This is a genomic window from Gillisella taibaishanensis, from assembly GCF_001938985.1.
GTDB lineage: Bacteria > Pseudomonadota > Alphaproteobacteria > Rhizobiales > Rhizobiaceae > Allorhizobium > Allorhizobium taibaishanense.
The window spans coordinates 113,583-136,627 of record NZ_MKIN01000020.1; the positions used below are offsets into that span (position 1 = coordinate 113,583).

General features: G+C 59.2%; 23 protein-coding genes. 11 read left to right on the forward strand and 12 right to left on the reverse strand.

Annotated elements, in window-relative coordinates; translation table 11 throughout:
* Positions 1–16: 16 nt before the first annotated feature.
* The 6 genes from BJF91_RS05720 to BJF91_RS05745 form a co-directional block, all read right to left on the reverse strand.
* Positions 17–736 (reverse strand): CpaD family pilus assembly protein, encoded by a 720-nt coding sequence (locus BJF91_RS05720; RefSeq protein WP_075613532.1) that lies wholly within the window; start codon positions 734–736, stop codon positions 17–19.
* Between the two features lie 10 nt (positions 737–746).
* Positions 747–2,303 carry a type II and III secretion system protein family protein gene (locus BJF91_RS05725; RefSeq protein ID WP_234801555.1) on the reverse strand — a complete coding sequence of 519 codons (1,557 nt, stop codon included), beginning with the start codon at positions 2,301–2,303 and terminating at the stop codon, positions 747–749.
* Between the two features lie 20 nt (positions 2,304–2,323).
* Positions 2,324–3,133, reverse strand: a complete 810-nt coding sequence (gene cpaB, locus BJF91_RS05730) for a Flp pilus assembly protein CpaB (protein WP_075613534.1) — start codon at positions 3,131–3,133, stop codon at positions 2,324–2,326.
* Positions 3,134–3,343: 210 nt separating this feature from the next.
* Entirely contained in the window at positions 3,344–3,859 is a 516-nt protein-coding gene (locus tag BJF91_RS05735) for an A24 family peptidase (protein ID WP_075613535.1), read from the reverse strand.
* A 188-nt stretch (positions 3,860–4,047) separates the two neighbouring features.
* Positions 4,048–4,230 carry a Flp family type IVb pilin gene (locus BJF91_RS05740; protein WP_075613536.1) on the reverse strand — a complete coding sequence of 61 codons (183 nt, stop codon included), beginning with the start codon at positions 4,228–4,230 and terminating at the stop codon, positions 4,048–4,050.
* A 111-nt stretch (positions 4,231–4,341) separates the two neighbouring features.
* Entirely contained in the window at positions 4,342–4,527 is a 186-nt protein-coding gene (locus tag BJF91_RS05745) for a Flp family type IVb pilin (RefSeq protein ID WP_075613537.1), read from the reverse strand.
* Between the two features lie 379 nt (positions 4,528–4,906).
* On the opposite strand from BJF91_RS05745, the gene BJF91_RS05750 reads away from it, so the two are divergent.
* The 7 genes from BJF91_RS05750 to BJF91_RS05780 all read left to right on the forward strand — a co-directional run bounded on the left by BJF91_RS05750 (position 4,907) and on the right by BJF91_RS05780 (position 10,625).
* Positions 4,907–5,353: a pilus assembly protein N-terminal domain-containing protein gene (locus tag BJF91_RS05750; protein ID WP_407639861.1), complete on the forward strand. Its 447-nt coding sequence runs from the start codon at positions 4,907–4,909 to the stop codon at positions 5,351–5,353.
* Between the two features lie 182 nt (positions 5,354–5,535).
* Positions 5,536–6,162, forward strand: a complete 627-nt coding sequence (locus BJF91_RS05755; protein WP_075613538.1) for a TadE/TadG family type IV pilus assembly protein — start codon at positions 5,536–5,538, stop codon at positions 6,160–6,162.
* A gap of 56 nt (positions 6,163–6,218) precedes the next feature.
* Entirely contained in the window at positions 6,219–6,752 is a 534-nt protein-coding gene (locus BJF91_RS05760; RefSeq protein ID WP_234801556.1) for a TadE/TadG family type IV pilus assembly protein, read from the forward strand.
* A gap of 245 nt (positions 6,753–6,997) precedes the next feature.
* The gene (locus BJF91_RS05765; RefSeq protein WP_075613539.1) at positions 6,998–8,218 is read left to right on the forward strand and encodes a phosphopentomutase; all 1,221 of its coding nucleotides are present in this window, start codon (positions 6,998–7,000) and stop codon (positions 8,216–8,218) included.
* On the forward strand, positions 8,215–9,213 hold the full coding sequence (locus BJF91_RS05770) for an adenosine deaminase (RefSeq protein WP_075613540.1): 999 nt from the start codon (positions 8,215–8,217) through the stop codon (positions 9,211–9,213). The genes BJF91_RS05765 and BJF91_RS05770 overlap by 4 nt, the downstream gene beginning before the upstream one ends.
* 82 nt (positions 9,214–9,295) lie before the next feature.
* A complete protein-coding gene (upp, locus tag BJF91_RS05775; protein ID WP_075613541.1) occupies positions 9,296–9,925 on the forward strand; it encodes a uracil phosphoribosyltransferase in 630 nt (209 codons plus the stop codon).
* Positions 9,926–10,106: 181 nt separating this feature from the next.
* Positions 10,107–10,625 carry a TIGR02281 family clan AA aspartic protease gene (locus tag BJF91_RS05780; protein ID WP_075613542.1) on the forward strand — a complete coding sequence of 173 codons (519 nt, stop codon included), beginning with the start codon at positions 10,107–10,109 and terminating at the stop codon, positions 10,623–10,625.
* 52 nt (positions 10,626–10,677) lie between these two features.
* Here the strand turns inward: BJF91_RS05780 and BJF91_RS05785 are convergent, their stop codons facing one another.
* From BJF91_RS05785 to mepA, 6 genes are all read right to left on the reverse strand, one after another.
* Positions 10,678–11,313, reverse strand: a complete 636-nt coding sequence (locus BJF91_RS05785; RefSeq protein WP_075613543.1) for a 2,3-bisphosphoglycerate-dependent phosphoglycerate mutase — start codon at positions 11,311–11,313, stop codon at positions 10,678–10,680.
* Positions 11,314–11,333: 20 nt separating this feature from the next.
* Positions 11,334–12,146, reverse strand: coding sequence for a 4-hydroxy-tetrahydrodipicolinate reductase (dapB, locus tag BJF91_RS05790; RefSeq protein WP_075613819.1), 813 nt, complete (start codon positions 12,144–12,146; stop codon positions 11,334–11,336).
* 84 nt (positions 12,147–12,230) lie between these two features.
* Positions 12,231–14,021 carry an ABC transporter ATP-binding protein gene (locus tag BJF91_RS05795; RefSeq protein WP_075613544.1) on the reverse strand — a complete coding sequence of 597 codons (1,791 nt, stop codon included), beginning with the start codon at positions 14,019–14,021 and terminating at the stop codon, positions 12,231–12,233.
* Positions 14,022–14,203: 182 nt separating this feature from the next.
* On the reverse strand, positions 14,204–15,226 hold the full coding sequence (locus BJF91_RS05800; RefSeq protein ID WP_075613545.1) for a glucokinase: 1,023 nt from the start codon (positions 15,224–15,226) through the stop codon (positions 14,204–14,206).
* Between the two features lie 48 nt (positions 15,227–15,274).
* Positions 15,275–15,655, reverse strand: a complete 381-nt coding sequence (locus BJF91_RS05805; protein WP_075613546.1) for a methylglyoxal synthase — start codon at positions 15,653–15,655, stop codon at positions 15,275–15,277.
* 172 nt (positions 15,656–15,827) lie between these two features.
* The gene (gene mepA / locus BJF91_RS05810) at positions 15,828–16,838 is read right to left on the reverse strand and encodes a penicillin-insensitive murein endopeptidase (RefSeq protein WP_075613547.1); all 1,011 of its coding nucleotides are present in this window, start codon (positions 16,836–16,838) and stop codon (positions 15,828–15,830) included.
* 321 nt (positions 16,839–17,159) lie between these two features.
* Between mepA and BJF91_RS05815 the strand changes: the two genes are divergently transcribed.
* From BJF91_RS05815 to BJF91_RS05830, 4 genes are all read left to right on the forward strand, one after another.
* On the forward strand, positions 17,160–19,007 hold the full coding sequence (locus BJF91_RS05815) for an extracellular solute-binding protein (protein WP_075613548.1): 1,848 nt from the start codon (positions 17,160–17,162) through the stop codon (positions 19,005–19,007).
* Between the two features lie 170 nt (positions 19,008–19,177).
* The gene (locus BJF91_RS05820; protein WP_075613549.1) at positions 19,178–20,266 is read left to right on the forward strand and encodes a microcin C ABC transporter permease YejB; all 1,089 of its coding nucleotides are present in this window, start codon (positions 19,178–19,180) and stop codon (positions 20,264–20,266) included.
* Positions 20,266–21,402 carry an ABC transporter permease gene (locus BJF91_RS05825; protein ID WP_075613550.1) on the forward strand — a complete coding sequence of 379 codons (1,137 nt, stop codon included), beginning with the start codon at positions 20,266–20,268 and terminating at the stop codon, positions 21,400–21,402. The genes BJF91_RS05820 and BJF91_RS05825 overlap by 1 nt, the downstream gene beginning before the upstream one ends.
* The gene (locus tag BJF91_RS05830) at positions 21,399–23,027 is read left to right on the forward strand and encodes an ABC transporter ATP-binding protein (RefSeq protein ID WP_075613551.1); all 1,629 of its coding nucleotides are present in this window, start codon (positions 21,399–21,401) and stop codon (positions 23,025–23,027) included. Before BJF91_RS05825 ends, BJF91_RS05830 begins: the two co-directional genes overlap by 4 nt.
* Positions 23,028–23,045: the final 18 nt, after the last annotated feature.

Consider the following 23,045-nt stretch of genomic DNA (forward strand, 5'->3'; position numbering starts at 1 on the left):
CCCGCGATCCTCTCGATCAGTTCGTCGTGGATGTCGTGGTCGAGGTATCTTTACCCTTGCGATAGTTGTCGATCACGGTCGCGCGCCGTTCGGCATCGATCGGCGTTGTGCCGCGCGGGGCGATCAGGTCGGTCGGACTGGCGATCTGCGCGGCCAGATTGGCCTGCGAAGAGCAGCCGAAATTCTGCCAGTTCCGGTTCTGAGACGTGTCGTTCGACAGATCCTCCGGCCACTGTCCGCAGGGACCGGCGACCGCCGTCGTGGCGACATAGCTCAGGCGGATCGGTGCTGCATCGCCCGTCGCTTCGGCCGAGTACGGCCGCTCGATGATCTTTGGTGCGGCAATGCCCTTGGCGATCAGCAGGCTATGCACTTGGCGGGCGAGGGTGGACGCCGCTGCCGCATTTGGCGAGCCGCGCGGCACCATGATCTGCACGTAGCCGGTCGAGGCATTGCGGTAATCCTGGGCAAAGCCAATTATGGAATCGCTCATGCCGATGGTCAGACGGCTGGATCCCTGCGCCACCGGCAGATCCAGCGAATGCTCCACATCGGTAACGACGATGGGATGGCGGGTGCGATAATCATCCGGAATAGAACCGGTCTTCATGTCGTCTCTCATGCCGCCGCAGCCGGAGAGCGCAAGCGCTGCGGCAAAGCCGACCGAAAGAGCTGCAATGCGGGCGAGCTGGTGGGCAGAGACGGTATTTAGGCGATATGCCGGGTAAAATCTCATCTGTCCGCCCTCACTTGTAGATATAGCCGACGTTGCCATGATAGGCGCCGCCGTTCGCTGTCGCTTCTTTGCGGCCATAGACTTTGTTGACTCGGTTCAGGAAATACATGGCGCCGTCGCCGGCCGGGTTGAAATTGTCGTCGGGGCGCGACAGCGCGTTGCGCGCGACGGGACGGACGAGATAAGGCGTGGCAATGATCACCAGTTCGGTCTCGTTGCGCACGAAATCCTTGCTGCGGAACAGGGTGCCGAGAATTGGGATTTTCGAAATGCCGGGCAGGCCCGACATTGCTTGGCGCACATTGTCCTGCACCAGGCCGGCAATCACGATCGAGCCGCCGGACGGCAGTTCCACCGTAGTGGATGCCTCGCGCTTGCGGATCGACATATATGTCGAGCCTGGAATGGAAGCGTCGGTATTTCCGGTAACGACATTGCCTTCATACGTTGGCTCTGAGACGTTGGTCTCGATCGCCAGGCTAATGCGGCCCGGAGAGAGAACCACGGGGCGGAAATTCAGCTGGATGCCATAGTCGACCGTCGACGTGGTTCGCGACACTGTCTTTTGGCCGGTGGTGCTGTCGGTGGAGATTTCCTGGCCTGCAGCCAGACGATATTCGCCACCGACGTAAAATTTTGCCTGCTCGCCAGAAATGGCCGTCAGGCTGGGCTCGGCCAGTGTACGCATCACGCCGGCCTGTTCCATGGCGTTGACATAGGCGCTGATGCCGAAACTGCCGATCGATTTCGAAATTGCTGCGGTGCCGCCGACATCGACGGCATTGCCGAGATTGGCCGGATTGGCATAGCTGATGCCGCTGGTGCCATCCGTGGCGCTGGCACTGACGCCGAGCTGTTTCAGAACCTGGCGGCTGACTTCGGCGACGGTCACCTTCAGCGTCACCTGGTCATCGCCTTCGATCGTCAACATGTTGACGATCTGCGAGGTCTGGCGGTCTTCCGCATAGATGGCCACCGCGCCGTCACCGCTGCTGTTGCTGGTTGCCGTCTCCCCGCGGGTGGTGGCTTCACCGCCCTGAAGGAAAGCCTTGGCGAGACTGATGGCGCGAGAGGAATCCTGCGGGGTGCGCACGGTGCCGCTCAGCACGACGTTGTCGGAGATGATCTCGACCTTGATATTGGAGTCTGGAATGAACCGGGCAATATTGGCCTGAAGACCCTCGATATCGCGCTCGATCTGCAGATCGAGGCTGACGATTTCGCGGCCATCGGCGCCGAAGATGAAGATATTGGTCTGTCCGACCTTCTTGCCGAACAGATAGATGCGCCGCGACGTGCGAGTGACGGCATCGGCCAGTTCAGGATCGGCCACCAGGATATCGTGGGCATCTTCCGGCAAGTCGACGACAATGGCCTTATTCAAACCAAGCTTCAGGTCGCGCCGCGCGCCTGGACCGGTCTGGGCGATACGCACCAGGCTCTGGGCGCCGCCAGCAAGGGCTTCCACCTGCCAGGCAAGCGGACCAGCACCGGGTACGCCAATAATCGAAAGACCGAGCGACAACGTGCCCGTCAGGGCGATGCGCAGCAGGCGCTGCGTGGACATGCTTTTGGGAAACCGTCTGATCATTGTTTTACAGCTCCCGTGGACTTGACGATCTGTCCTGATTTGATGACCTGAACTTGTGGACCGCCGCCGTCGCCGCTGAGCAGGTAACTGGCTGCGGTATTGTCCTGCTCCTGCGCGTCGGCCACGGAGCGCAGCGCCAGTGACAGCCGCTCGGCCATCTGCTGTGCGACGGTGAGCACCTTTGTCTGCTCTGGCGTGAGTTCCAGCGTGGCTGTCGTGCCGATGACCGACTTGGTTCCGTCGTTCTTCTCTTCAATCTGCTGATCGATGGCGAGAACACGGACATTGGACAGAACGGTTTCTGTCAGGTGATTATCGTTGTCGCCCTTGCGGACCATGATGACGTCCACCCGGTCATTGGGCAGGATGAAGCCACCAGCGCCGGTCGCCACGGAGATTTCAGTAGAAATTGCCCGCTTTCCGGCAGGAAGCAGCGCTGAGAGCGTCTTGTTGGAGGCATCGGCAATCTTTTCGATCCGGATCGGCTCACCTTCGAAAATCGGCAGGCGCACCACGAGGCCAGCGAGATCGGTCAACGCCTGCGGACGGTTTTCTTCGGTGATGAAGCCGTCGACCAGGTCGGATTTCGGCCACTCCATCCAGCGCATCGCCTTGTCGCTCAACCGCGCACCAACAGGCAGACTCGAAGACGAGACAAGGACCTTCGTCGTCGGCTCCTTGGTGACAACAGGCTCCGACTGCTGGACAACGACGCGCTTCTGCCCGCTCAGCCCCATGGCCAGCAGCCCGGCCAAGCCGGCCGCGACCACTGCGACAAAGAGAATTAGAATTCGGGCGGGTTTCATGGTCTGTCCTCAAGGCGGCGAACGCGATCGTGAGGCTGAGATGACCAGAAATTGGTGTAATTATAGTTAACAATGACCTTATTGGTTTGGTTAACAGATCATAAAAGTAACCAAACTTTGCTAGGTTTCAAAGAAAAACCCGGCGTAATTTCTGTTTGGCCGAGGTAAAAATTTGTCAACATTCGTCGCCGAACCGGCTGCCACCGGACGTTATTGGGCGGCGCGCGAAAGCGCTATCGCGATCAACGGTGCGCTGAGAAAGCTGCAGAAGCCACCGACTGCAATGGCAATGCCATAGGGGATCTTCTTCTCGACGATCAGCGAGCGCGGCAGACGCAGGCCGAGCGCCATGACGGTATTGGCCTGGCTGCGCAACAAAACGATCATCACGGTCAGGACACCGCCGAACAAAGCGACTTCGATTAAGAACTCGACGAGGCTAATATTGAAACCGTACCAGACCGCCGCCGCCGTCAGGAGCTTGGCATCGCCGCCGCCCATGACGTTGAATGCAAACAGTGTGAAGCAACCCATGAATACGATGAGTCCCCCAAAGATCTGCATGCCGATCAGCGTCAGCGGCAGTCCGAGCGCAATGGCAAGCGCGGCAAAGCCGAGCAGCAGCGACAGCGGAATCTTGTTTGGGATTTTCATTTCGAACAGGTCGGTAAACGCTGCCATTGCCATGCAAAGTGGAAAGACCAGAGATAGCGTAATAGCCAGCATCGCGTTAGATATCCAAAAGAAGAGGACGCGCCACACGGCCCGTGTAAAACTGAGTTAGCAAAAATAAGTAAAGAAGCGGTATGCCGACCGTGGAAATGAAAAAGCCGCCTTGAACAGGCGGCTCTTTTGCATGAACACTAAGACCGCTGTTATCATGCCATGTCAGGCTGCCTTGCGGCTGACAAAGCTTACTGGCTCTTGGTGACGCCCTTATCCATCTGCGTTCCCACATTGTTAAAGGTGGTTCCGATGCTCGTTCCGAGCGAGGTCGCACCTGCAACGAGAGCAACGGAAATCAGCGCAGCTATCAAGCCGTATTCGATGGCGGTTGCGCCGGATTCGTTTTTCAAGAAACGTGAAAAAGTCTTCATGCTTTTCTCCTGATCCAAAGGGTTCGATCGCCTGCCGACTGTCCCCGTCATTTGCTAGAACTCAAGTTAAACAATCGACCCGCTACGAGGTCGCTTCCCGGCGACCAAAGCTTACTGGCTCTTCGTAACGCCCTTGTTCATCTGCGTTGTCAGATTGGTGAATGTGCTGCTGATGCTGGTACCGAGCGAGGTTGCGCCTGCAACCAGGGCCACGGAAATCAGGGCGGCAATCAGGCCGTATTCGATCGCGGTTGCGCCGGATTCGTCTTTCATGAGACGTGCGAAAATCTTGGTCATGTTCTCTTCCTGCTCCACAAGGGTTTGATCTCGTCCGTCAACTGTTCCCGTCGATCGGTTGAGCAGAAATTACAGGTCCGGCTATTGCTATCGGCTTAAAAAAACGAGTTAATTAACACTGAACAGGCCGTTGATTTTGTTGTGGTAAATGCAAAATAAAACAAATCTCTACAATCCTTGCTTTCTAGCTGATCAACTTTCGTTATGTAGCTTTCCAATCCATAATTGTGCCTTTTTCTCTGCGCGCAGCTGGCCGGTTGCGAGACAGTCGCCAGTGTTTTTGTCTTCCTTGTCCTGAACAGGCAGCAGTTTCACGCTTCATTTACCATTTTACCTCAGGCTTGAGTTCTGTTCTCCAGCCGGGAAATGTTCTTTTATGATACTGCCCTTGCCAATTCGCTGTTGCCTTGGCCTGCTGCTTGCCGCAACGGCATTCGGGGGTAGTCCGGCTTGCGCCGAGGACCCGATGATGCGCGTCTTTATGAACCAGGCGCGAATTCTGAAGCTCGACCGCCCGGTCAGCAAGGTCATCATCGGCAACGAAAAGGTGGCAGACGCAACGGTGGCCGATCCGAAGACCATCGTCTTGACCGGCCGCAGCTTCGGCACGACCAATCTGGTTTTGTTGGACAGTCAGGGCAACGCCATCGTAGATGAACGAATTCTCGTTTCGATTGACGAAGCCAATACCGTGCGCCTGTACAAGCAGACGCAACGGACAGTGCTTTCATGCACGCCGAGCTGTGAGCAACACACCCAGTCCGGGTCCTCCTCGGGCGACACCTCTTCCACGGGCGGCACCTCGAGCGCCACGGTCAACCAGTAGGTCGGTGCGCAGCATGCGAAGCGACGTCTGCACAAACTAAACGTCTGAGTTCATTCAGTTTCTCTAACGTGTACTGTTTGGCTGTTTTTGCCGCTTCGCGTGCAAACTGACATAATTCGGAAACGAAAATTAAACAGATACGGCCCTAGTCTTCGCTCGGATACAACAACTGGTATTCTGAGATGACGTTTTCAGATGGCTTGCGCAGTGAGCGCGACGACGGACCGTGGCGGCGATGGAAAATCGCGGCCCTGCGGTTTCGGCGCTCCCGTGACGGCTCGGCCGCCATCGAGTTTGCGATCCTCGCTATCCCGTATTTCTTGATCATTTTCGCCATTCTCGAAACTTTTGTAGCCTTCATTGCGGAACAGACCGTCAATGCTGCGGTCGATACGCTGAGCCGGCAGTTGCGGACCGGCAACATCACCTACCAGTTAAGCCGCAGCACCGATAAGACCGCGGTGCAGTTCCGCCAGCTTTTCTGCAACGAGATCTCCTTCCTTTTGACTTGCGATGCGAATGAAGTGGCGACGCCAAATCGACTTTGGCTCGACGTTCGCAGTTTTTCCACATTTTCGGCCATGCCGACGACGATTGCCACGACCTCGGGCAGCCTCGATACGTCGAGCTTTGCCTTTACACCCGGCGGCGCAAGTTCGATCAACATGCTGCGGGCCTTCTATTACTGGCCTGTCACCACTGATCTCGTGCGGCCCTATATCGCCACCATCCATCGCCCGGGGGTATCGAGTAACTCGGACTACCTGATCGTCTCGACCACGGCGTTCCAGAACGAGAATTATCCATGAGCCGGCCACCCGCCATGATCGCATGTTTTGGCTCGGCTCATAGATGCTTGGCACAAATGGTGCGAGATCGCTCTGGCGTCGGTGCTGTCGAATTCGCCCTCATCGTGCCCCTGCTTCTGGTGCTTTATCTCGGTGCTTTCGAACTGACGATGGCGCTCGGTGTCTCACAGCGTACGACCTCCAGCGCCGGCGCCATTGCCGATATCGTTGCGCGCCAGCAAAAGACTGTCACGAAGGCCTTTTTGAAGACAATGCCTGACGTGATGAACGCAATTTTTGCCCCGACGGCCACGACAGGCTACACGCTAAAAATCACCGGCATCAAAGTCGACGCCAATGTCAAGGCGACGGTAGCATGGTCCTGGGCCCAGGACGGCTCAAAACCCTACGCGACGGGTGCCACGGTGACACTTCCAAACAGCATGGCCGCCGCCAACGCGTTTTTTGTGCATGCGGAACTGACGATGCCGCATCAACTCGTGACCTACATGACCGGTTTTACCGGATCGAGTGTCAGTACGATCACTCTCGCCCGTGATTATTACTTTCGACAGCGCGAAAATGGCGAGATCGCCTGCTCGGATTGTTGAAAGCATTCCCAGGAAAAGTGCGTAGCGGTTTTCCGTCCGGGAATGCGTGAGGAAAGCTATTCCCAGGAAAAGTGCGTAGCGGTTTTGCCAATCGGGAATGCGCGAGGTGAAGCTATTCCCAGGAAAGTGCGTAGCGGTTTTCCGCCGAGATCATGTCTCCACGACGATTTGCCTTCATTCGCCTGAATGGCTATGCAATCGGTTCAATCGATTGTGACATGCCCTTTGGGTGGGATGGATAAAACATGGCGCGCGCCTTTCTGTTCGTTCTGGATTCCTTCGGCGTCGGCGGCGCCCCGGATGCAACGGCCTATGGTGATGAGGGGGCCGATACGCTTGGCCATATTGCCGAATTCTGTGCGGCTGGCGTCGGCGACCGTGAAGGTCTGCGAGCCGGGCCCTTGCTGCTGCCCAATATGTCGGCGCTCGGCCTGATGCAGATAGCCCAGATGGCAAGCGGCAGCCTGCCGGCCGGCATGGACCTGCCGGAGCGGGTGTTTGGCCTGCATGGCGCGGCAAGCGAGGTGTCGAAGGGCAAGGACACGCCTTCGGGTCACTGGGAAATCGCCGGAACGCCTGTTCGCTTCGACTGGGGTTATTTTCCAACAGAAGGAGAGGCTTTTCCCCCCGAACTCGTGGCTGCCATCTGCGAAAAGGCCGATCTTCCCGGCATTCTCGGCAATTGTCATGCCTCTGGCACCGATATCATCGCCCGGCTTGGGGAGGAGCATTGCCGCACCGGCAAGCCGATCTGCTACACTTCCTCAGACAGCGTCTTCCAGATCGCAGCCCATGAACAGGCGTTCGGCCTGGAGCGTCTGCTGCGGCTCTGCGAGATCGTCCGGGAACTGCTCGATCCCTACCGCATCGGCCGGGTCATTGCCCGCCCCTTCGTCGGCACCAGCGCCTCGACATTCGAGCGCACCGGCAATCGCCGCGATTACTCGGTTCTGCCGCCGGAACCGACGCTGCTCGACCGATTGAGCGAGGCGGGCCGCACCGTGCATGCGATCGGCAAGATCGGCGATATCTTCGCCCACCAGGGCACGGGACGCGAAATCAAGGCCAATGGCAATGCCGCTCTGATGGAGGCAACCCTGAAGGCCGTGGAAGAGGCCGAGGACGGCGACCTCGTCTTCACCAATTTCGTTGATTTCGACATGCTCTATGGCCATCGGCGTGACGTGCCGGGCTATGCTGCGGCTCTGGAGGCTTTCGATCTCTGGCTGCCGGATGTCTACCGCAAGCTGGAGCCTGGCGACATGGTGATCCTGACAGCCGATCACGGCTGCGACCCCACCTGGCGGGGCACCGATCATACGCGTGAACGCGTGCCGGTCATGGCCTTCGGCCCCGGCATCCGGGCACGTTCGATCGGTATTCGCGACAGCTATGCCGATATCGGTGAAACCATCGCCGCCCATCTCGGTCTTGAGCCGGGCCGCTACGGACGGAGTTTTCTATGACGGCCTCTCTGCTCAAAGCCGAACTGCATTGCCATGTCGAAGGGGCCGCACCGCCGGCCCTCGTTGCCGCCCAGGCAGACAAATACGGTATCGACTGGCACCCGTTCATCCGTGACAACGGGTATGTCTGGGAGGACTTTACCAGTTTCATAGCCGCCTATGATTTTGTTGCCTCGGTTTTCCGCACAGAGGAAGATTACGCCGCCCTGGCGGAGGCCTATCTCTGCGAATTGGCAAGCGTCAACACGATCTATAGCGAGCTATTCGTCTCTCCCGATCACGGTGAGGCGGTGGGCCTATCGGCGGAAGCCTATATCGAGGGGCTGGCAGCCGGCATCCTCGCGGCTCGCGACAAGACAGGGATCGAATGCCGGATGGTGATCATCGGCGAGCGGCATCTCGGCCCGGACAACGTGCTGCGCCGGGCGAAATGGCTGGCCGGTTATAGTCATCCGCTGGTCACCGGCTTCAACATGGCCGGCGAAGAGCGAATGAACCGGGTTGCCGATTATGCACCGGCCTTCGATATCGCCCGCGAGGCCGGCTACGGCATCACCATCCATGCCGGCGAATTGTGCGGTGCCTTTAGCGTTCGTGATGCGCTGGATCTGGTGCGCCCGAGCCGGATCGGCCATGGCGTGCGCGCCATTGAAGATCCCGATCTGGTGAAGCGGCTGGCAGATGAGGGCGTGGTGTTGGAAGTCTGCCCAGCCTCCAATATCGCGCTTAAGGTTTTCGATGATTACCCGAGCCATCCCATGAGGGCCTTGGCGGATGCTGGCGTGCGGCTCTGCATCAATTCCGATGATCCGCCGTTTTTCCATACCTCGCTTGCCAATGATTATGCCTTGGTGGCCGGCATGGGCTTCTCCGAGGCGCAGATCAATGCCATGACCCGCACCGCTATCGAGGCGGCTTTCGTGGATGAGGTAACCCGGAAAGCCCTGCTGCAAAGGCTGCAAAAGGCCGGTTCTGGGGATGAGACGGCGATTTAGCCGCTGCAACCCTTGCTCAGCACGGCGATTCGTTGGAAGAACAGTTCAATCGAGACGAAAGCGGAAAAGACAAGAGGTTCCCATGGACGGCGTCACAGTCATCAATCACCCCCTGGTGCAGCACAAGCTGACCTTCATGCGCCGCAAGGAAACCTCCACGGCTGGCTTTCGCCGGCTGCTGCGGGAAATTTCGACGCTGCTCTGCTACGAAGTCACCCGGGATCTTGAGCTGACGGTCGAAACCATCGAGACCCCGATGGAAGAGATGGAAGCGCCTGTTCTGGAAGGCAAGAAGCTGGTCTTCGCGTCGATCCTGCGCGCTGGCAATGGCCTGCTGGAAGGCATGCTCGATCTTGTCCCCTCGGCCCGCGTCTCGCATATCGGCGTCTACCGCGACCATGAGACCCTGCAGCCGGTGGAATACTACTTCAAGGCACCGGAAAGCCTGTCGGAGCGGCTGGTGATTGTCGTCGATCCCATGCTGGCAACCGGCAACTCCTCCATCGCCGCCGTCGACAAGCTGAAAGAGCGCGGCGCGAAGAACCTGCGCTTCGTCTGCCTGCTCGCCGCACCCGAAGGCCTCAAGCATTTCCGTGAAGCGCATCCTGATGTGCCGATTTACACCGCCTCGATCGACAGCCATCTGAACGAGCAAGGCTATATCGTTCCTGGCCTCGGCGATGCCGGGGACCGGATGTACGGTACAAAGTAACAGCCCATTTACCAAAAAGAGATCGAAGCCCGGCGTTACCAGCGCCGGGTTTTGCATTTGAGCAATCCTCTTAACCGGGATGAAACGGTCAGCCCTCTTTCTATCTGCATCAAGGCTTGTGCATTTCCGGACGGGGAACCGGTGTCGTCTTGTCCCGGATAAACTCTCAAGGGTGAATGGCATGCTGATGCGGGTTCTGGTCTTTGCCGGCTTGACTGCCGTCGTTGCGACGCAGGTGCCAGCCTATCTGCAAAGCATGGCGCGACAGGAACCTGCTGCCGCCGTGGCGCAACCCGCCAATCTTGCGCCACCGATGGCATCTATGCCGGGCCAGGCAATTCTCAACGCTGACAATCGTGGTCATTTTACCGCGTCCTTCCGCATCAACGGCAAGTCCGTCGAGGCCATGATTGACACGGGCGCTACATCAGTGGCCATCAACGAGACTACGGCTCGCAGGCTCGGCTTTGGCGGCCAGGGGCTCGATTTCAAATACAAGGTCACCACCGCCAATGGCACCACTGCTGCGGCCCGGGTCGTGCTGGATCGCGTCGAGCTTGGCAGCGTGCGGGTCGAGGATGTCGAGGCCATGGTTTTGCGCGACAAGGCTCTATCAGACACGCTGATCGGCATGAGCTTCCTGTCGAGGCTCGGCAGTTACAAGGTCGAGGCAGGGCGGCTGAAACTCAGCCAAAAATAAAGGGCCCCTCGAAAGAGGAGCCCCACATCCGTCACTGGATGGCTGATGGCGCTCAGTGAGCGCCGGACATGTCGCCGAGCACGTCCTTGGAGGCCACTGTGGCATCGGCATTGAGCTTATAGACCATCGGAACGCCGGTCGCGAGATTGACGCTGAGGATCTGTTCCTTGGTGAGCTTGTCCAGAACCATGACCAGCGAGCGCAGCGAGTTGCCGTGAGCGGCCACCAGAACCTTTTCGCCACGCAGTACGCGCGGCAGGATTTCGGTGAGGTAATAGGGCCAGACGCGGGCGCCGGTATCGCGCAGGCTTTCGCCGCCCGGCGGCGGTACATCATAGGACCGGCGCCAGATATGGACCTGCTCCTCGCCCCATTTGGCGCGGGCATCGTCCTTGTTGAGACCGGACAGATCGCCATAATCGCGCTCGTTGAGCGCCTGATCGCGGATGGTTTCAAGCCCGGACTGACCGAGATTGTCGAGAATGATCGCGCAGGTCTTCTGGGCGCGGGAGAGGTCGGAGGTAAAGGCGATGTCGAAGGTCATGCCGTAATCCTTCAGCGCCTTGCCGCCGGCATTGGCTTCCTGCACGCCAAGCTCGGTCAGGTCAGGATCCCGCCAGCCGGTAAACAGGTTCTTCAAATTCCAATCGCTCTGGCCATGGCGTACGAGCACGAGGGTACCGGTCATCGACGAATTCCTCTTTTAGATCACAGTTGAGACGAAAGCCCGAGAACATCGAGCATGGAGTAAAGGCCGGGCTTCTTGTCCCGAGCCCAGAGCGCTGCCTTGACGGCGCCGCGCGCAAAGATAGAACGGTCGCCAGCACTGTGCGACAGGGTAACGAGTTCGCCTTCGCCGGCAAAGAGCACCGAATGCTCGCCGATGACGGAGCCGCCGCGCATTGTGGCAAAACCGATCGAGCCCTGCTCGCGCGGGCCGGTATGGCCGTCGCGTACTTTGGCGGCCTTGTCGTTGAGATCGATGCCACGGCCTTGCGCGGCCGCTTCGCCCAAAAGCAGAGCGGTGCCGGAGGGAGCGTCGACCTTGTGCTTGTGATGCATTTCAAGCACCTCGATATCCCAGCCGGAGGCTTCCAGCGCCTTGGCTGCCTGGGCGACCAAAACCGACAACAGATTGACGCCGAGGCTCATATTGCCCGACTTGACCAGCCGGGCATGCCGGGATGCGGCCTCGAATTTTGCCTCGTCAGTGGCAGAGCAGCCGGTCGTGCCGATGATATGAACGATCCTGGCCTGGGCGGCGAGGGCGGCAAACTCAACCGAGGTTTCCGGGCGAGTAAAATCAATGACGCCATCCGCATGGACAAAGGCGGCGAGCGCGTCGTCGGTCACAGGCACTCCGAGCTGGCCGACACCAGCGAGTTCGCCAGCGTCCTTCCCGAGAGCAGACGAGCCAGGCCGGCTGACGGCCCCATGCAGCACCGCACCATCAGTCTGGCTGATGATCCGGATCAGCGCCTGCCCCATGCGGCCGCTGGCGCCAACCACCACAAGCTTCATCGGTGCACTGGTTGCCGTCTCTGTCATGCCTTGGTCTCCGTCATCATTCGCCCATCAACCCTGGCCCTCGGCCGCCTCGGTGGTTTACAGCGCCGGGCTTCCGTTGGTTGCCTGCATGTTGTTGAGCCGTGCATAAAGCCCATCAGGACTTTGCGTCAGCGTTCTGTGATTGCCTTCCTCGACCACCCGACCGTCCTGCATGACGACGATCTTGTCGGCCTTGACGACGGTGGACAGCCGATGGGCGATGACAACGACGGTGCGGCCATTCATGGCTTCATCGAGCGCTTTCTGCACGGCGGCTTCCGATTCCGTGTCGAGCGCCGAGGTTGCCTCGTCGAGCAGCAGGATCGGCGCGTTACGTACCAGGGCACGGGCGATCGACAGGCGCTGGCGCTGGCCACCGGACAATGTCAGGCCGTTTTCGCCAACAGGCGTCTCGTAGCCCTGCGGCTGCGCCAGGATGAAATCATGGGCATGGGCAAGACGCGCTGCCTCTTCCACCTCAGCATCGGTGGCATCGGGACGGCCATAGCGGATATTGTCGCGGATCGTGCCTTCAAACAGGTAAGGGTGCTGCGAGACATAGGCGATATGCTTGCGCAGTGAGGCCTTGGTGACATCTGCGATGTCCTGTCCATCGATCAGGATCTGGCCCTGCGGCGGATCGTAGAAGCGCGGGATCAGCGTGATGATCGTCGATTTGCCAGCGCCCGATGGCCCGACCAGCGCCGTCGTCTTACCGCCTTCGGCAATGATACTGACGCCTTTGAGAATTTCCGGACCATTGCCATAGGCGAAATGAATGTCGCGCAACTCGATCCGGGCTTCGGTCACCGTCAATTCGGTGGCATTGGGCTTGTCGCGCTGATGCGGCTGGGTATCCAGAATGGCGTAGATCATCCGGGCGTTGACCACGGCCCGCTCCATCTGGATCTGCAGTTTCGCCAGCCGCTTGGCCGGTTCATAGGCCATCAGCAGGGCGGCGATGAAGGAGAAGAAGGCGCCCGGCAGCATGCCGCCGGCAATGGTGCGATAGGAGGCGTAGGCGATGACGGCTGAAATCGCGAGGCCTGCAAAGCTCTCGGTGATCGGCGAGGTGCGCTCGCTGAGGCGGGCGATGCGGTTGGCGCGGCTTTCGGCGCTTTCGATGATGCCTTCCACCTTGCGGCCAAGCTCGGCTTCCATGGTGAAAGCCTTGACCACGGCAATGCCCTGCACGCTTTCCTGCATGGCGCCGAGAACCCGGCTGTTGAGCAGCACGGAATCCGTCGTCGCCTTGCGCAGGCGCTTCGATATATAGCGTAGAGAATACAGTACCGGCGGCGCGACCACGAAGACGATCAGTGTCAGGACCCAGTCCTTGGCGAGCATCACGCCGACCAAGCCGATCAGGCTGAGCAGATCGCGGGCCGTCGAGGTGATCGTCAGGTTCAGCACGTCTCTGATACCGTTGACGTTCTGGCTGACCTGGGCTGCGAGATGCGCTGAACGGGCTTCGTTGAAATAGCCCATCGACAGCGTCATCAGGTGGTTGAACAACCGCTTCTGATAGCGCGCCACGATATTGTTGCCGATTTTCGACAGCGCCACAGCCTGACCGTAGCTCGCAAGGCCGCGCAGTGAAAAGGCAATGAAGATCGACAAGCAGATGATCCAGACCAGATCAGCACGCTTGTTGGCGAAGGCCTCGTTGATCACGGTTTCCATGATCCAGGCGGTGAAGGCGGTGGTCAGTGCGACGGTTGCCAGGCAGATGATGGCAAAAATGTAACCGCGGATATGGTCGCGGCCATTCTCGGCAACGACCCGCTTCAGGACGGCCGTGATGCTTTCCGACGACTCTGGCAGGGAGGTCTTGATAGTGTCGCGCAAGAAATGTCTTTCCCGTTCGGTTCGCCTGCTGTTTGTCCTTACGCATGTCCAGGCGGAAAACCGGTTCCACTTTTCCTGGAAATGCGTCAGCGGCAACAGTACTCTAGCGGCCATCATGGCCGTCGTCAGCCCGGTCTATACCCAGTCCGGTTGCTTTTGACCATAGACCTTCCGAAGTGGGGTCAGCGCTGCCAGCGCCGACCTTCATGCTTTACGCCATAACTCGAAGGCGTGCGGGCATAGGCCGAGAGCCCTGAGAGAGCAGCCTGCGGATGAGTGACGACGAAGGTAGGAATAGTCTTCATCATCGCCGAATGCGGTGCCTTGTCCTCGAACGCGGCCCGGAACTCCGGCTTGTGCAACAGAGGGATGATCCTTTGCGAAATGCCGCCCGACAGGAAGACGCCGCCCCGGGCCATGAACACCAGAGCCATATCGCCGGCCAGACGGCCAAGATAAGTGACGAACAGCGTCATGGTCTCGACGCAGACCGGATCGCTGCCGGCGAGCGCATGCTGCGTCACTTCGGCAGGGTCGGTCCAGACGGCCTCAATGCCATCGGCGGCGCAGATTGCCTTGTAGAGATGGACGATACCGCGTCCGCACAGGATTTGTTCGCCGGAAATCCGTCCGTCGATCTGTTCGACATGCGGGAAAATCTGCCAGTCACGCTCGCTACGCGGCCCAAGATCCACGTGTCCGCCTTCGCCGGGGACCGGAAACCATGTATGCTGCGTATACAGCAGGCCGCCGACGCCAAGGCCGGTGCCTGGGCCGAGAATGACCCGCGATCCGAGCGAGTTTTCACTAAGCGCGCCAATCGGCTGGCGATCGTCACGCCCAAGCGATGCGGCGGCCAGTGCCTGCGCCTCGAAATCGTTGACGACGAGTACGTCGTCGAAACCGAGTTCTGAGATCATCGCCTTCGGGCGGATGACCCAGGGACAATTGGTCAGCGGAATTTCGTCGTCCTTGATCGGACCGGCCACGGCCAGGATGGCTGAGCGCGGCTGCACGCCTGACTTATCCAGGATACGGTCCTGAATGGCCTGGTCGATGGTTGGGAAATCTGCAGTCTGGATTGTCGGAAATTCCTTCGGCGCGCCATGGGCGTCGGTCAGGATCCAGAAGCGGGCATTGGTGCCGCCGATGTCGCCGACAAGGACCGGAAAGGGCATGTGATCGTTTTCAGGAGATTTTGGCATCGGAACATCCCTTTTTGGTCTTACGGCGTCTTGAAGAACGACGTCATATCATTCGGCAATGACAGGCAAAAGCCGGTCGGCCGTCGCCCGGTTCAGCGCCATCGGCGTATCATAGAGTATGGCGAGCCGCATCAGCGCCTTGACGTCGACATCGTGCGGCATCGGGGTGAGGGGATCGACGAAGAAGATCAGCATGGCAACCTCTTCCTGCGCAATCATCGCGCCGATCTGCTGGTCGCCGCCCAAGGGGCCGCTCTTCATCCTGATAACGTCAAGTGTCGGACAGGCCTCCTGCACCCGACCGCCGGTCGTGCCTGTGGCGACGATCTGCCACCCCGCAAGATAGGTCTGGTGGCGACGGGCAAAAGCCGCCATCTCGTCCTTCATCTTGTCATGGGCGATCAAAGCAATCTTCTGGCGCTCAGCCATGGGTCCTCCCCCGAGCGATTTAATCGATTTGAAAAGCGTCTTACACTAAGGGCAGGGCGCTTGAAAAGCGGTCGCGGTGAACTGTCCCGATCGCAAGCATGTCGCGCAAAAGTGCGCGGCAGTTTTGCGGGAACGACATGCGTCAAACCGAATACTTGAAATGTGCAACGCTTCAAGGCGGTGGGGCGGCGGCCGGCACGTCTTCGCTTGGCTGCGGGCCATCATCGCCTGCTGCCGAGGACCGAACTGCAGCGCCACCGGCATTTGTAAAGGCCTTCGCTCCGCCATAGGTGGCCTGCTTCTCGCTGGCGACGGCGGGTGCCTCCAGAATGGCGGCACAGGCTTTCGGCAAATCCGAGACCATGACCGGCCGCGGCGGCGGCGGTGGCTTGGCGTTGGGATCTCTTTTCTTCTGCTCCCAGGGCTCTTTGGTGAACCACCAAGCGAGCGACTTATCGCACCCATCGCCGGCCGGCACCTTCGCCTGCGGCTTGCAGCCTGCGGCACCCGGCGGGCAGGATAGCCGGATATGGAAATGCGCGTCGTGACCGTAGATCGGCCGGATCTTGCCCATATCTGTACGGTCGCCCGTCCAGCTCTCGCAGAGCTTCTTCTTGATCGTCGGATTAACGAAAATCCGCTCGACCTGCGGATAGCGCGCCGCCAGCATCAGCAGCTTGGCATGGGTTGGGGTCCAGGTCTGCGGATTGATCGTCAGGAACTTGTCCTTAAGGATCATCGAGGTGAAGGGCAGGTCTTCACGCTGCTGCGCCGTCAGCCGCTTGCTCGGCATCGGCGTCAGCCAGATATCGGCATCGAGCCCGACCTGATGCGAGGCATGGCCATTGGCCATTGGCCCGCCGCGTGGCTGGGCGATGTCGCCGACCAGCAGCCCCGGCCAACCGATTGCCGTGGCATCCCGCGACAGTTGCTCGATGGTCTTGATCATGGCCGGATTTCCCCAGCGACGGTTGCGCGACAGCCGCATGGCCTGCCAGGTCGGCCCATCGGTCGGCAAGGCAACGGCGCCGCTCATGCAGCCGCGAGCATAGGAACCGTAGGGCATGGCTGGACCGCTGTTTGGAAGCGTCGGCTGGGAGAACGCGACTTTCGCCGGCTGGTCCGGTTCGGCCATCGCAGCCTGCTGTCCCATCGCCACGAGAACCAGCCCGCCGGCCAGCATGCGAAAAAGCCCCTGTCGTCTCGTCAAATGTCACCTCGTCCCGGAGAATCACTTAGATCGTACCTGCCTGCAATCTAAAGCATGTAGCGCAAAACGTAACTGCCCTTGGATAGGCCAAACGGCCCATTGATAAAGATCGTCCAGGCAAGGCCTTCCCGGCGATCTCAATTTCGCGCAGAGGACGCCTGTCTTTCGCCCGGTTTTGCCGTAACCTGTCGGCAAAGCGCGCCGGTTGATTCTCCCCACAGACGGGATACGCCCGGCGGTATCATGCAGTGAATGCAGGCTTTACGGCCTGTCAGTAGACGTTCGGGGGTATCTATGGCTGTGATCCACGCTGGCATGCGGATTGTGCTGCTATGTCTGTCCTTTCTCGCCATGACCGCCTTCGCTGGCCCGGCCGCTGCGCAGGAACTGCAATGGCGCCACGCCATTGGCGTCATTGATCCGCCGAAATATCCTCAAGGCTTCAAGCGCTTCAATTACGTCAATCCCGACGCGCCCAAGGCGGGCGAGTTGAAGTTGTCGGCCGATGGCACCTTTGATACATTCAACCCGGTTCTCGATAAGGGGCAAATAGCCGCCGGTCTCATCCCGCGTCTGTCGATGGTGACCGAGACGCTGTTGAAGCCGTCGCTTGACGAGGACGGCACGAGTTACGGGCTACTGGCCGAAGCGCTCGCCTATCCTGACGATTTTTCCTTCGTCAAATTTCGGTTAAGACCCGAAGCGAAATGGGCGGATGGCCAGCCAGTCACGCCGGAAGATGTCGTTTTCAGCTTCGACAAATTCAAGGAGCTCAACCCTCTCTATAGTTCCTACTACTCCCACGTCTTAAAGGTGGAAAAGACCGGCGAGCGCGAGGTGACTTTCACCTTCGATGAGAAGGGTAATAAGGAGCTCCCTAGCATTGTCGGTGAGCTGGACATTGTGCCGAAACATTGGTGGGAAGGGCAGGGGCCGGACGGCAAGCCGCGAGATATTGCTAAGACCACGCTCGAGCCGATCCTTGGATCTGGACCCTATCGAATTGCTGCGTTCACGCCGGGAGGCTCGGTGCGCTATGAGCGTCGCGACGATTACTGGGGCAAGGATCTGCCGGTCAATATCGGTGACAACAACTTCAAATCCGTCACCTTCACGTTTTTCAGTGATCAGAATGTCGAGTTTGAGGCCTTCCGAGCCGGCAACGTCGATTATTGGCTTGAAACCAAGGCCGCGCATTGGGCGACAGCATTTGACTTCCCTGCTGTCAAGGAAGGGCGGGTGCTGCGGGAAGAGCTGCCTAATCCGTACCGTGCGACGGGGATTATGCAAGCCATGGTTCCCAACCTTCGCCGGGATATCTTCCGGGATCAGCGGGTCCGGGAGGCATTGGCTTATGTTTTCGATTTCGAAGAACTGAACAGGACGGTGTTTTTCAATAGCTACAAGCGCGTCGACAGCTTCTTCTGGGGCACGGAACTGGCCTCGTCCGGCCTGCCGCAAGGCCGGGAGCTCGAGATTTTAAAGGCACTGAAGGATGAGGTGCCGTCGGAGATTTTCACCGAGCCTTACACAAATCCTGTTGGGGGAACGCCGGAAAAGCAACGCGATAATCTTCGCAAGGCGATAAGCCTTCTGACGCAGGCAGGATATGAAATTCGCGGAAACAAAATGGTCAAAGTCGCGACCGGTGAGCCGTTGAAATTCGAAATTCTGCTCAGCAGTCCGATCTTGGAAGTGGTGGCGGTTCCCTATGCCAACATGCTGCGCAAGATTGGTATTGAGGCTAACATCCGCACGGTAGACTCGTCACAATATATCAACCGGCTGCGCAATTTCGACTATGACATGACTTGGACGGTCTGGGGCCAGACGAGAAACCCCGGCAACGAGCAACGGAATTATTGGGGATCGGCCTCCGCCAACCGACAGGGATCGCGCAACTATGCGGGCATTGCCGATCCGGCGATCGATAAATTGATCAATCAGGTGGTCTTTGCGAAGAGCCGGGACGAACTTGTCGCCGCCACTCGGGCGCTCGACCGGGTCTTGCTGGCGCATCACTATGTCATTCCCATGTACTATGGAAATACCGCGCGTATTGCCTATTGGTCGAAGCTAGCGCATCCGGCCGAACTGCCCACCTTTTCGCTCGGCTTCCCCGATATCTGGTGGGCAAAATGATCGTATCACGCCTTCCCGAATAGACCGTCATGCACCGCCTGCTTTGCAGGCCGCATTTCAGCAGCTACCAATAGGCACCGCGAATCAGCACCCGATAGAAAACTGAAACCACAAAGGACGGATGGATTGGCAAAGCGAGATGGCACGGTAAAAACGGGGACGGTCCGCTAATGGGCGCCTATATCCTGCGCCGCCTGCTGCTGATGATCCCGACCATTGTCGGCATCATGGGCATATCCTTCCTGGTCATCCAGTTTGCTCCGGGCGGTCCGGTCGAGCAGGTCGTGGCGCAACTGAGCGGCCAGGGCGACAGCGCCGATCAGCGCCTGTCGGGCGGCGGTGATCTTGTGGCTCAGGGCGGTGCCGATGCCGGCTCCAGCTACCGCGGTGCCCAGGGGCTTGATCCTGAACTGATCAAGAAGCTGGAAAAACAGTTTGGCTTCGACAAGCCGCCGCTCACCCGCTTTGTCGAGATGATGTGGAATTACATTCGCTTCGATTTTGGCGAGAGTTTCTTCCGCAACACGTCGGTGATTGATCTGATCCTGGAGAAAATGCCCGTATCGATCTCGCTTGGCGTCTGGGTCCTCTTGCTGTCCTATGCGATTTCCATCCCGCTCGGCATCCGCAAGGCGGTCAAGGATGGCTCGACTTTCGACGTCTGGACCTCAGGCATCATCGTCGTCGGCTACGCCGTGCCGGGCTTCCTGTTCGGTATCCTCCTGATCGTGCTGTTTGCTGGTGGCTCTTTTTACAACTGGTTCCCTTTGCGTGGCCTGACATCGGATAATTTTACCCAGCTTGTCTGGTGGCAGAAGATCCTTGATTATTTCTGGCACCTGACCCTGCCGCTGACGGCGCTGCTCCTGTCTGCCTTTGCCACGACGACGCTGCTCACCAAGAATTCCTTCATCGACGAGATCAAGAAGCAATATGTGGTGACGGCGCGGGCCAAGGGTCTGAGCGAGCACCGGGTGCTTTACGGCCATGTGTTTCGCAATGCCATGCTGATCGTCATTGCCGGTATTCCCGGCGCTTTCGTCTCGGCCTTCTTCACGGGCTCGTTGATGATCGAGAATATCTTCTCTCTCGATGGTCTCGGCCGGCTCGGCTATCTCTCGATCATCAATCGCGATTACCCGATTGTGTTTGCCACGCTCTATATCTTTTCGTTGCTGGGTCTCGTCGTCAGCCTGGTGTCCGACCTGATCTACACCTGGATCGACCCGCGAATCGACTTCGACCGGAGGGATGTCTGATGGCAGCCGTTCCCGAACACTTGGCCAAGCCGCCGAAAAAGCCGTTTCTCACACCGATCAACTGGCGCCGGCTGGAGAATTTCAAGGCCAATCGCCGTGGTTACTGGTCCTTCTGGATCTTCATGGTCCTGTTCGTCCTCAGCCTGTTTGCCGAGCTGATCGCCAATGACCGACCAATCATTGCCTCCTACAAAGGCGAGATCCTGTTTCCGGTCGTGGTGAACTACCCAGAGGAGAAATTCGGTGGCTTTCTCGCCGTCACCGATTATCGCTCAAACTTCGTCTCCGACGAGATCAATGCTCATGGCTGGATGATCTGGCCGCCGATCCGCTATTCCTACAGCACCGTCAATTCGGACATCCCGCAATCGGCCCCGACTCCGCCCTTCTGGCTGATGGATAAGCAGCAGCGGTGCAAGGCCTATCCCAAGGGCGCCGACGATCCGAACTGCATTATCGGCAACATGAACTGGCTCGGCACCGACGACCAGGCGCGCGACGTTGCCGCCCGGATGATCTACGGTTTCAGGATTTCCGTGCTGTTCGGCCTGGCGCTGACGCTGGTTTCCGCCGTCATCGGCGTTACCGCCGGTGCGATCCAGGGCTATTTCGGCGGCAGAACCGACCTGTTGATGCAGCGCTTCATCGAGATCTGGTCATCGATTCCGCTCCTCTACATCCTGCTGATCATTGCATCCCTTCTGCCGCCCGGCTTCTTCGTGCTGCTCGGCATCATGATGCTGTTTACCTGGGTGCATTTCGTCGGCATCGTCCGGGCGGAATTCCTGCGGGCCCGCAATTTCGAATATGTCAATGCCGCCCGGGCGCTGGGCGTCGGCAACTGGACGATCATGCGCCGCCATCTCCTGCCCAATGCCATGGTGGCGACCCTGACTTTCCTGCCCTTCATTCTGTCCGGCTCGATCACCACCCTGACCTCGCTCGACTTTCTCGGTCTTGGCATGCCGCCCGGCTCGCCGTCGCTCGGCGAGCTGATCGCCCAGGGCAAGCGCAATCTGCAGGCGCCCTGGCTGGGGCTGACGGCCTTCTTCACCATGGCCATCATGCTGTCGCTGCTGATTTTCATTGGCGAAGCCGTGCGCGATGCCTTCGATCCCAGGAAGACCTTCAAATGACCGCGCCGCTTTTATCCGTCCGCGATCTGTCGGTAGCCTTCAATCAGGGAGATCGCCAGAGCCTCGCCGTCGATCACGTCAGCTTCGACATCGCGCCGGGCGAGATCCTGGCCTTGGTCGGCGAATCCGGCTCGGGAAAATCCGTGTCGGCCGCTTCGATCCTGAGGCTTCTGCCTTATCCCGCCGCGTCGCATCCGTCGGGCGAGATCCTCTTCGACGGCAAGGACCTGCTGCGCCTGTCGGAGCCGGCTTTGCGCGCCGTGCGCGGCAACGACATCACCATGATTTTCCAGGAGCCGATGACCTCGCTCAATCCGCTGCACACCATCGAGCGGCAGATCGGCGAGATCCTGGAATTGCACCAATCGACGTCAGGCGATGCTGCTAAGACACACATCCTGGACCTGCTGCGCCAGGTCGGCATCCGCGATCCGGAAAAGCGTCTGTCGGCGTTTCCGCATGAACTCTCAGGCGGCCAGCGCCAGCGCGTGATGATCGCCATGGCGCTTGCCAACCGGCCGAAGCTGCTGATCGCCGATGAGCCGACCACGGCCCTCGACGTCACGGTCCAGGCCCAGATTCTGGCGCTGCTGGCCGGGCTGAAGCGCGAGCATGGCATGTCCATGCTGTTCATTACTCATGACCTCGGCATCGTGCGCAAATTTGCTGACAGGGTCTGCGTGATGACCGGCGGCAAGATCGTTGAAGCCGGCCCGGTCGAGACCATCTTTGCCGATCCGCAGCATGCTTATACGAAGAAATTGCTGGCATCTGAGCCGCGCGGCGTGCCGCCGGCCACCGATACCGCCAAGCCCGTGGTCATGGAAGGCCAGGACATCCGCGTTTGGTTTCCGATCAAGGCCGGCTTCCTGCGCCGGGTGGTCGATCAGGTGAAGGCCGTCGATGGGGTGGACCTCACCCTGCGGGCCGGGCAAACGCTGGGTGTTGTCGGCGAATCCGGCTCGGGCAAGACCACGCTTGGCCTGGCGCTGGCCCGGCTTATCTCTTCAAAAGGGCGGATAGGCTTTATCGGCCAGAATATAGACGGCTATTCATTCAAGCAGATGCGGCCGCTGCGCGACAGGCTGCAGGTCGTCTTTCAGGACCCGTTCGGCGCGCTCAGCCCGCGCATGTCCGTGGGCGATATCATTGCCGAAGGCCTGAAAGTGCATGAGCGTGCATTGTCGGCTGAAGAGCGCGACAGCCGGGTCTGCTGGGCACTGGACGAGGTTGGGCTCGATGCCGCGACCCGCTGGCGCTATCCGCATGAATTTTCCGGTGGCCAACGCCAGCGCATCGCCATCGCCCGCGCCATGGTGCTGAAACCGCGTTTCGTCATGCTGGACGAGCCGACCTCGGCTCTCGATATGACCGTGCAGGCCCAGGTGGTTGATCTGCTGCGCGATCTGCAAAGCCGCCACGATCTTGCTTACCTGTTCATCAGCCATGATTTGAAAGTGGTACGGGCGCTCGCCAATGACATCATCGTCATGCGCTCCGGAAAAGTTGTGGAGCAGGGACCGGCGCAAGAGGTTTTCGCCGCGCCGAAACAGGATTATACCAAGGCTCTTCTTGCCGCTGCTTTCGACATCAAGGCGATGAACATCGGCGGCGTCAGCCAATAGGCAATCAAGGGAAAGCGC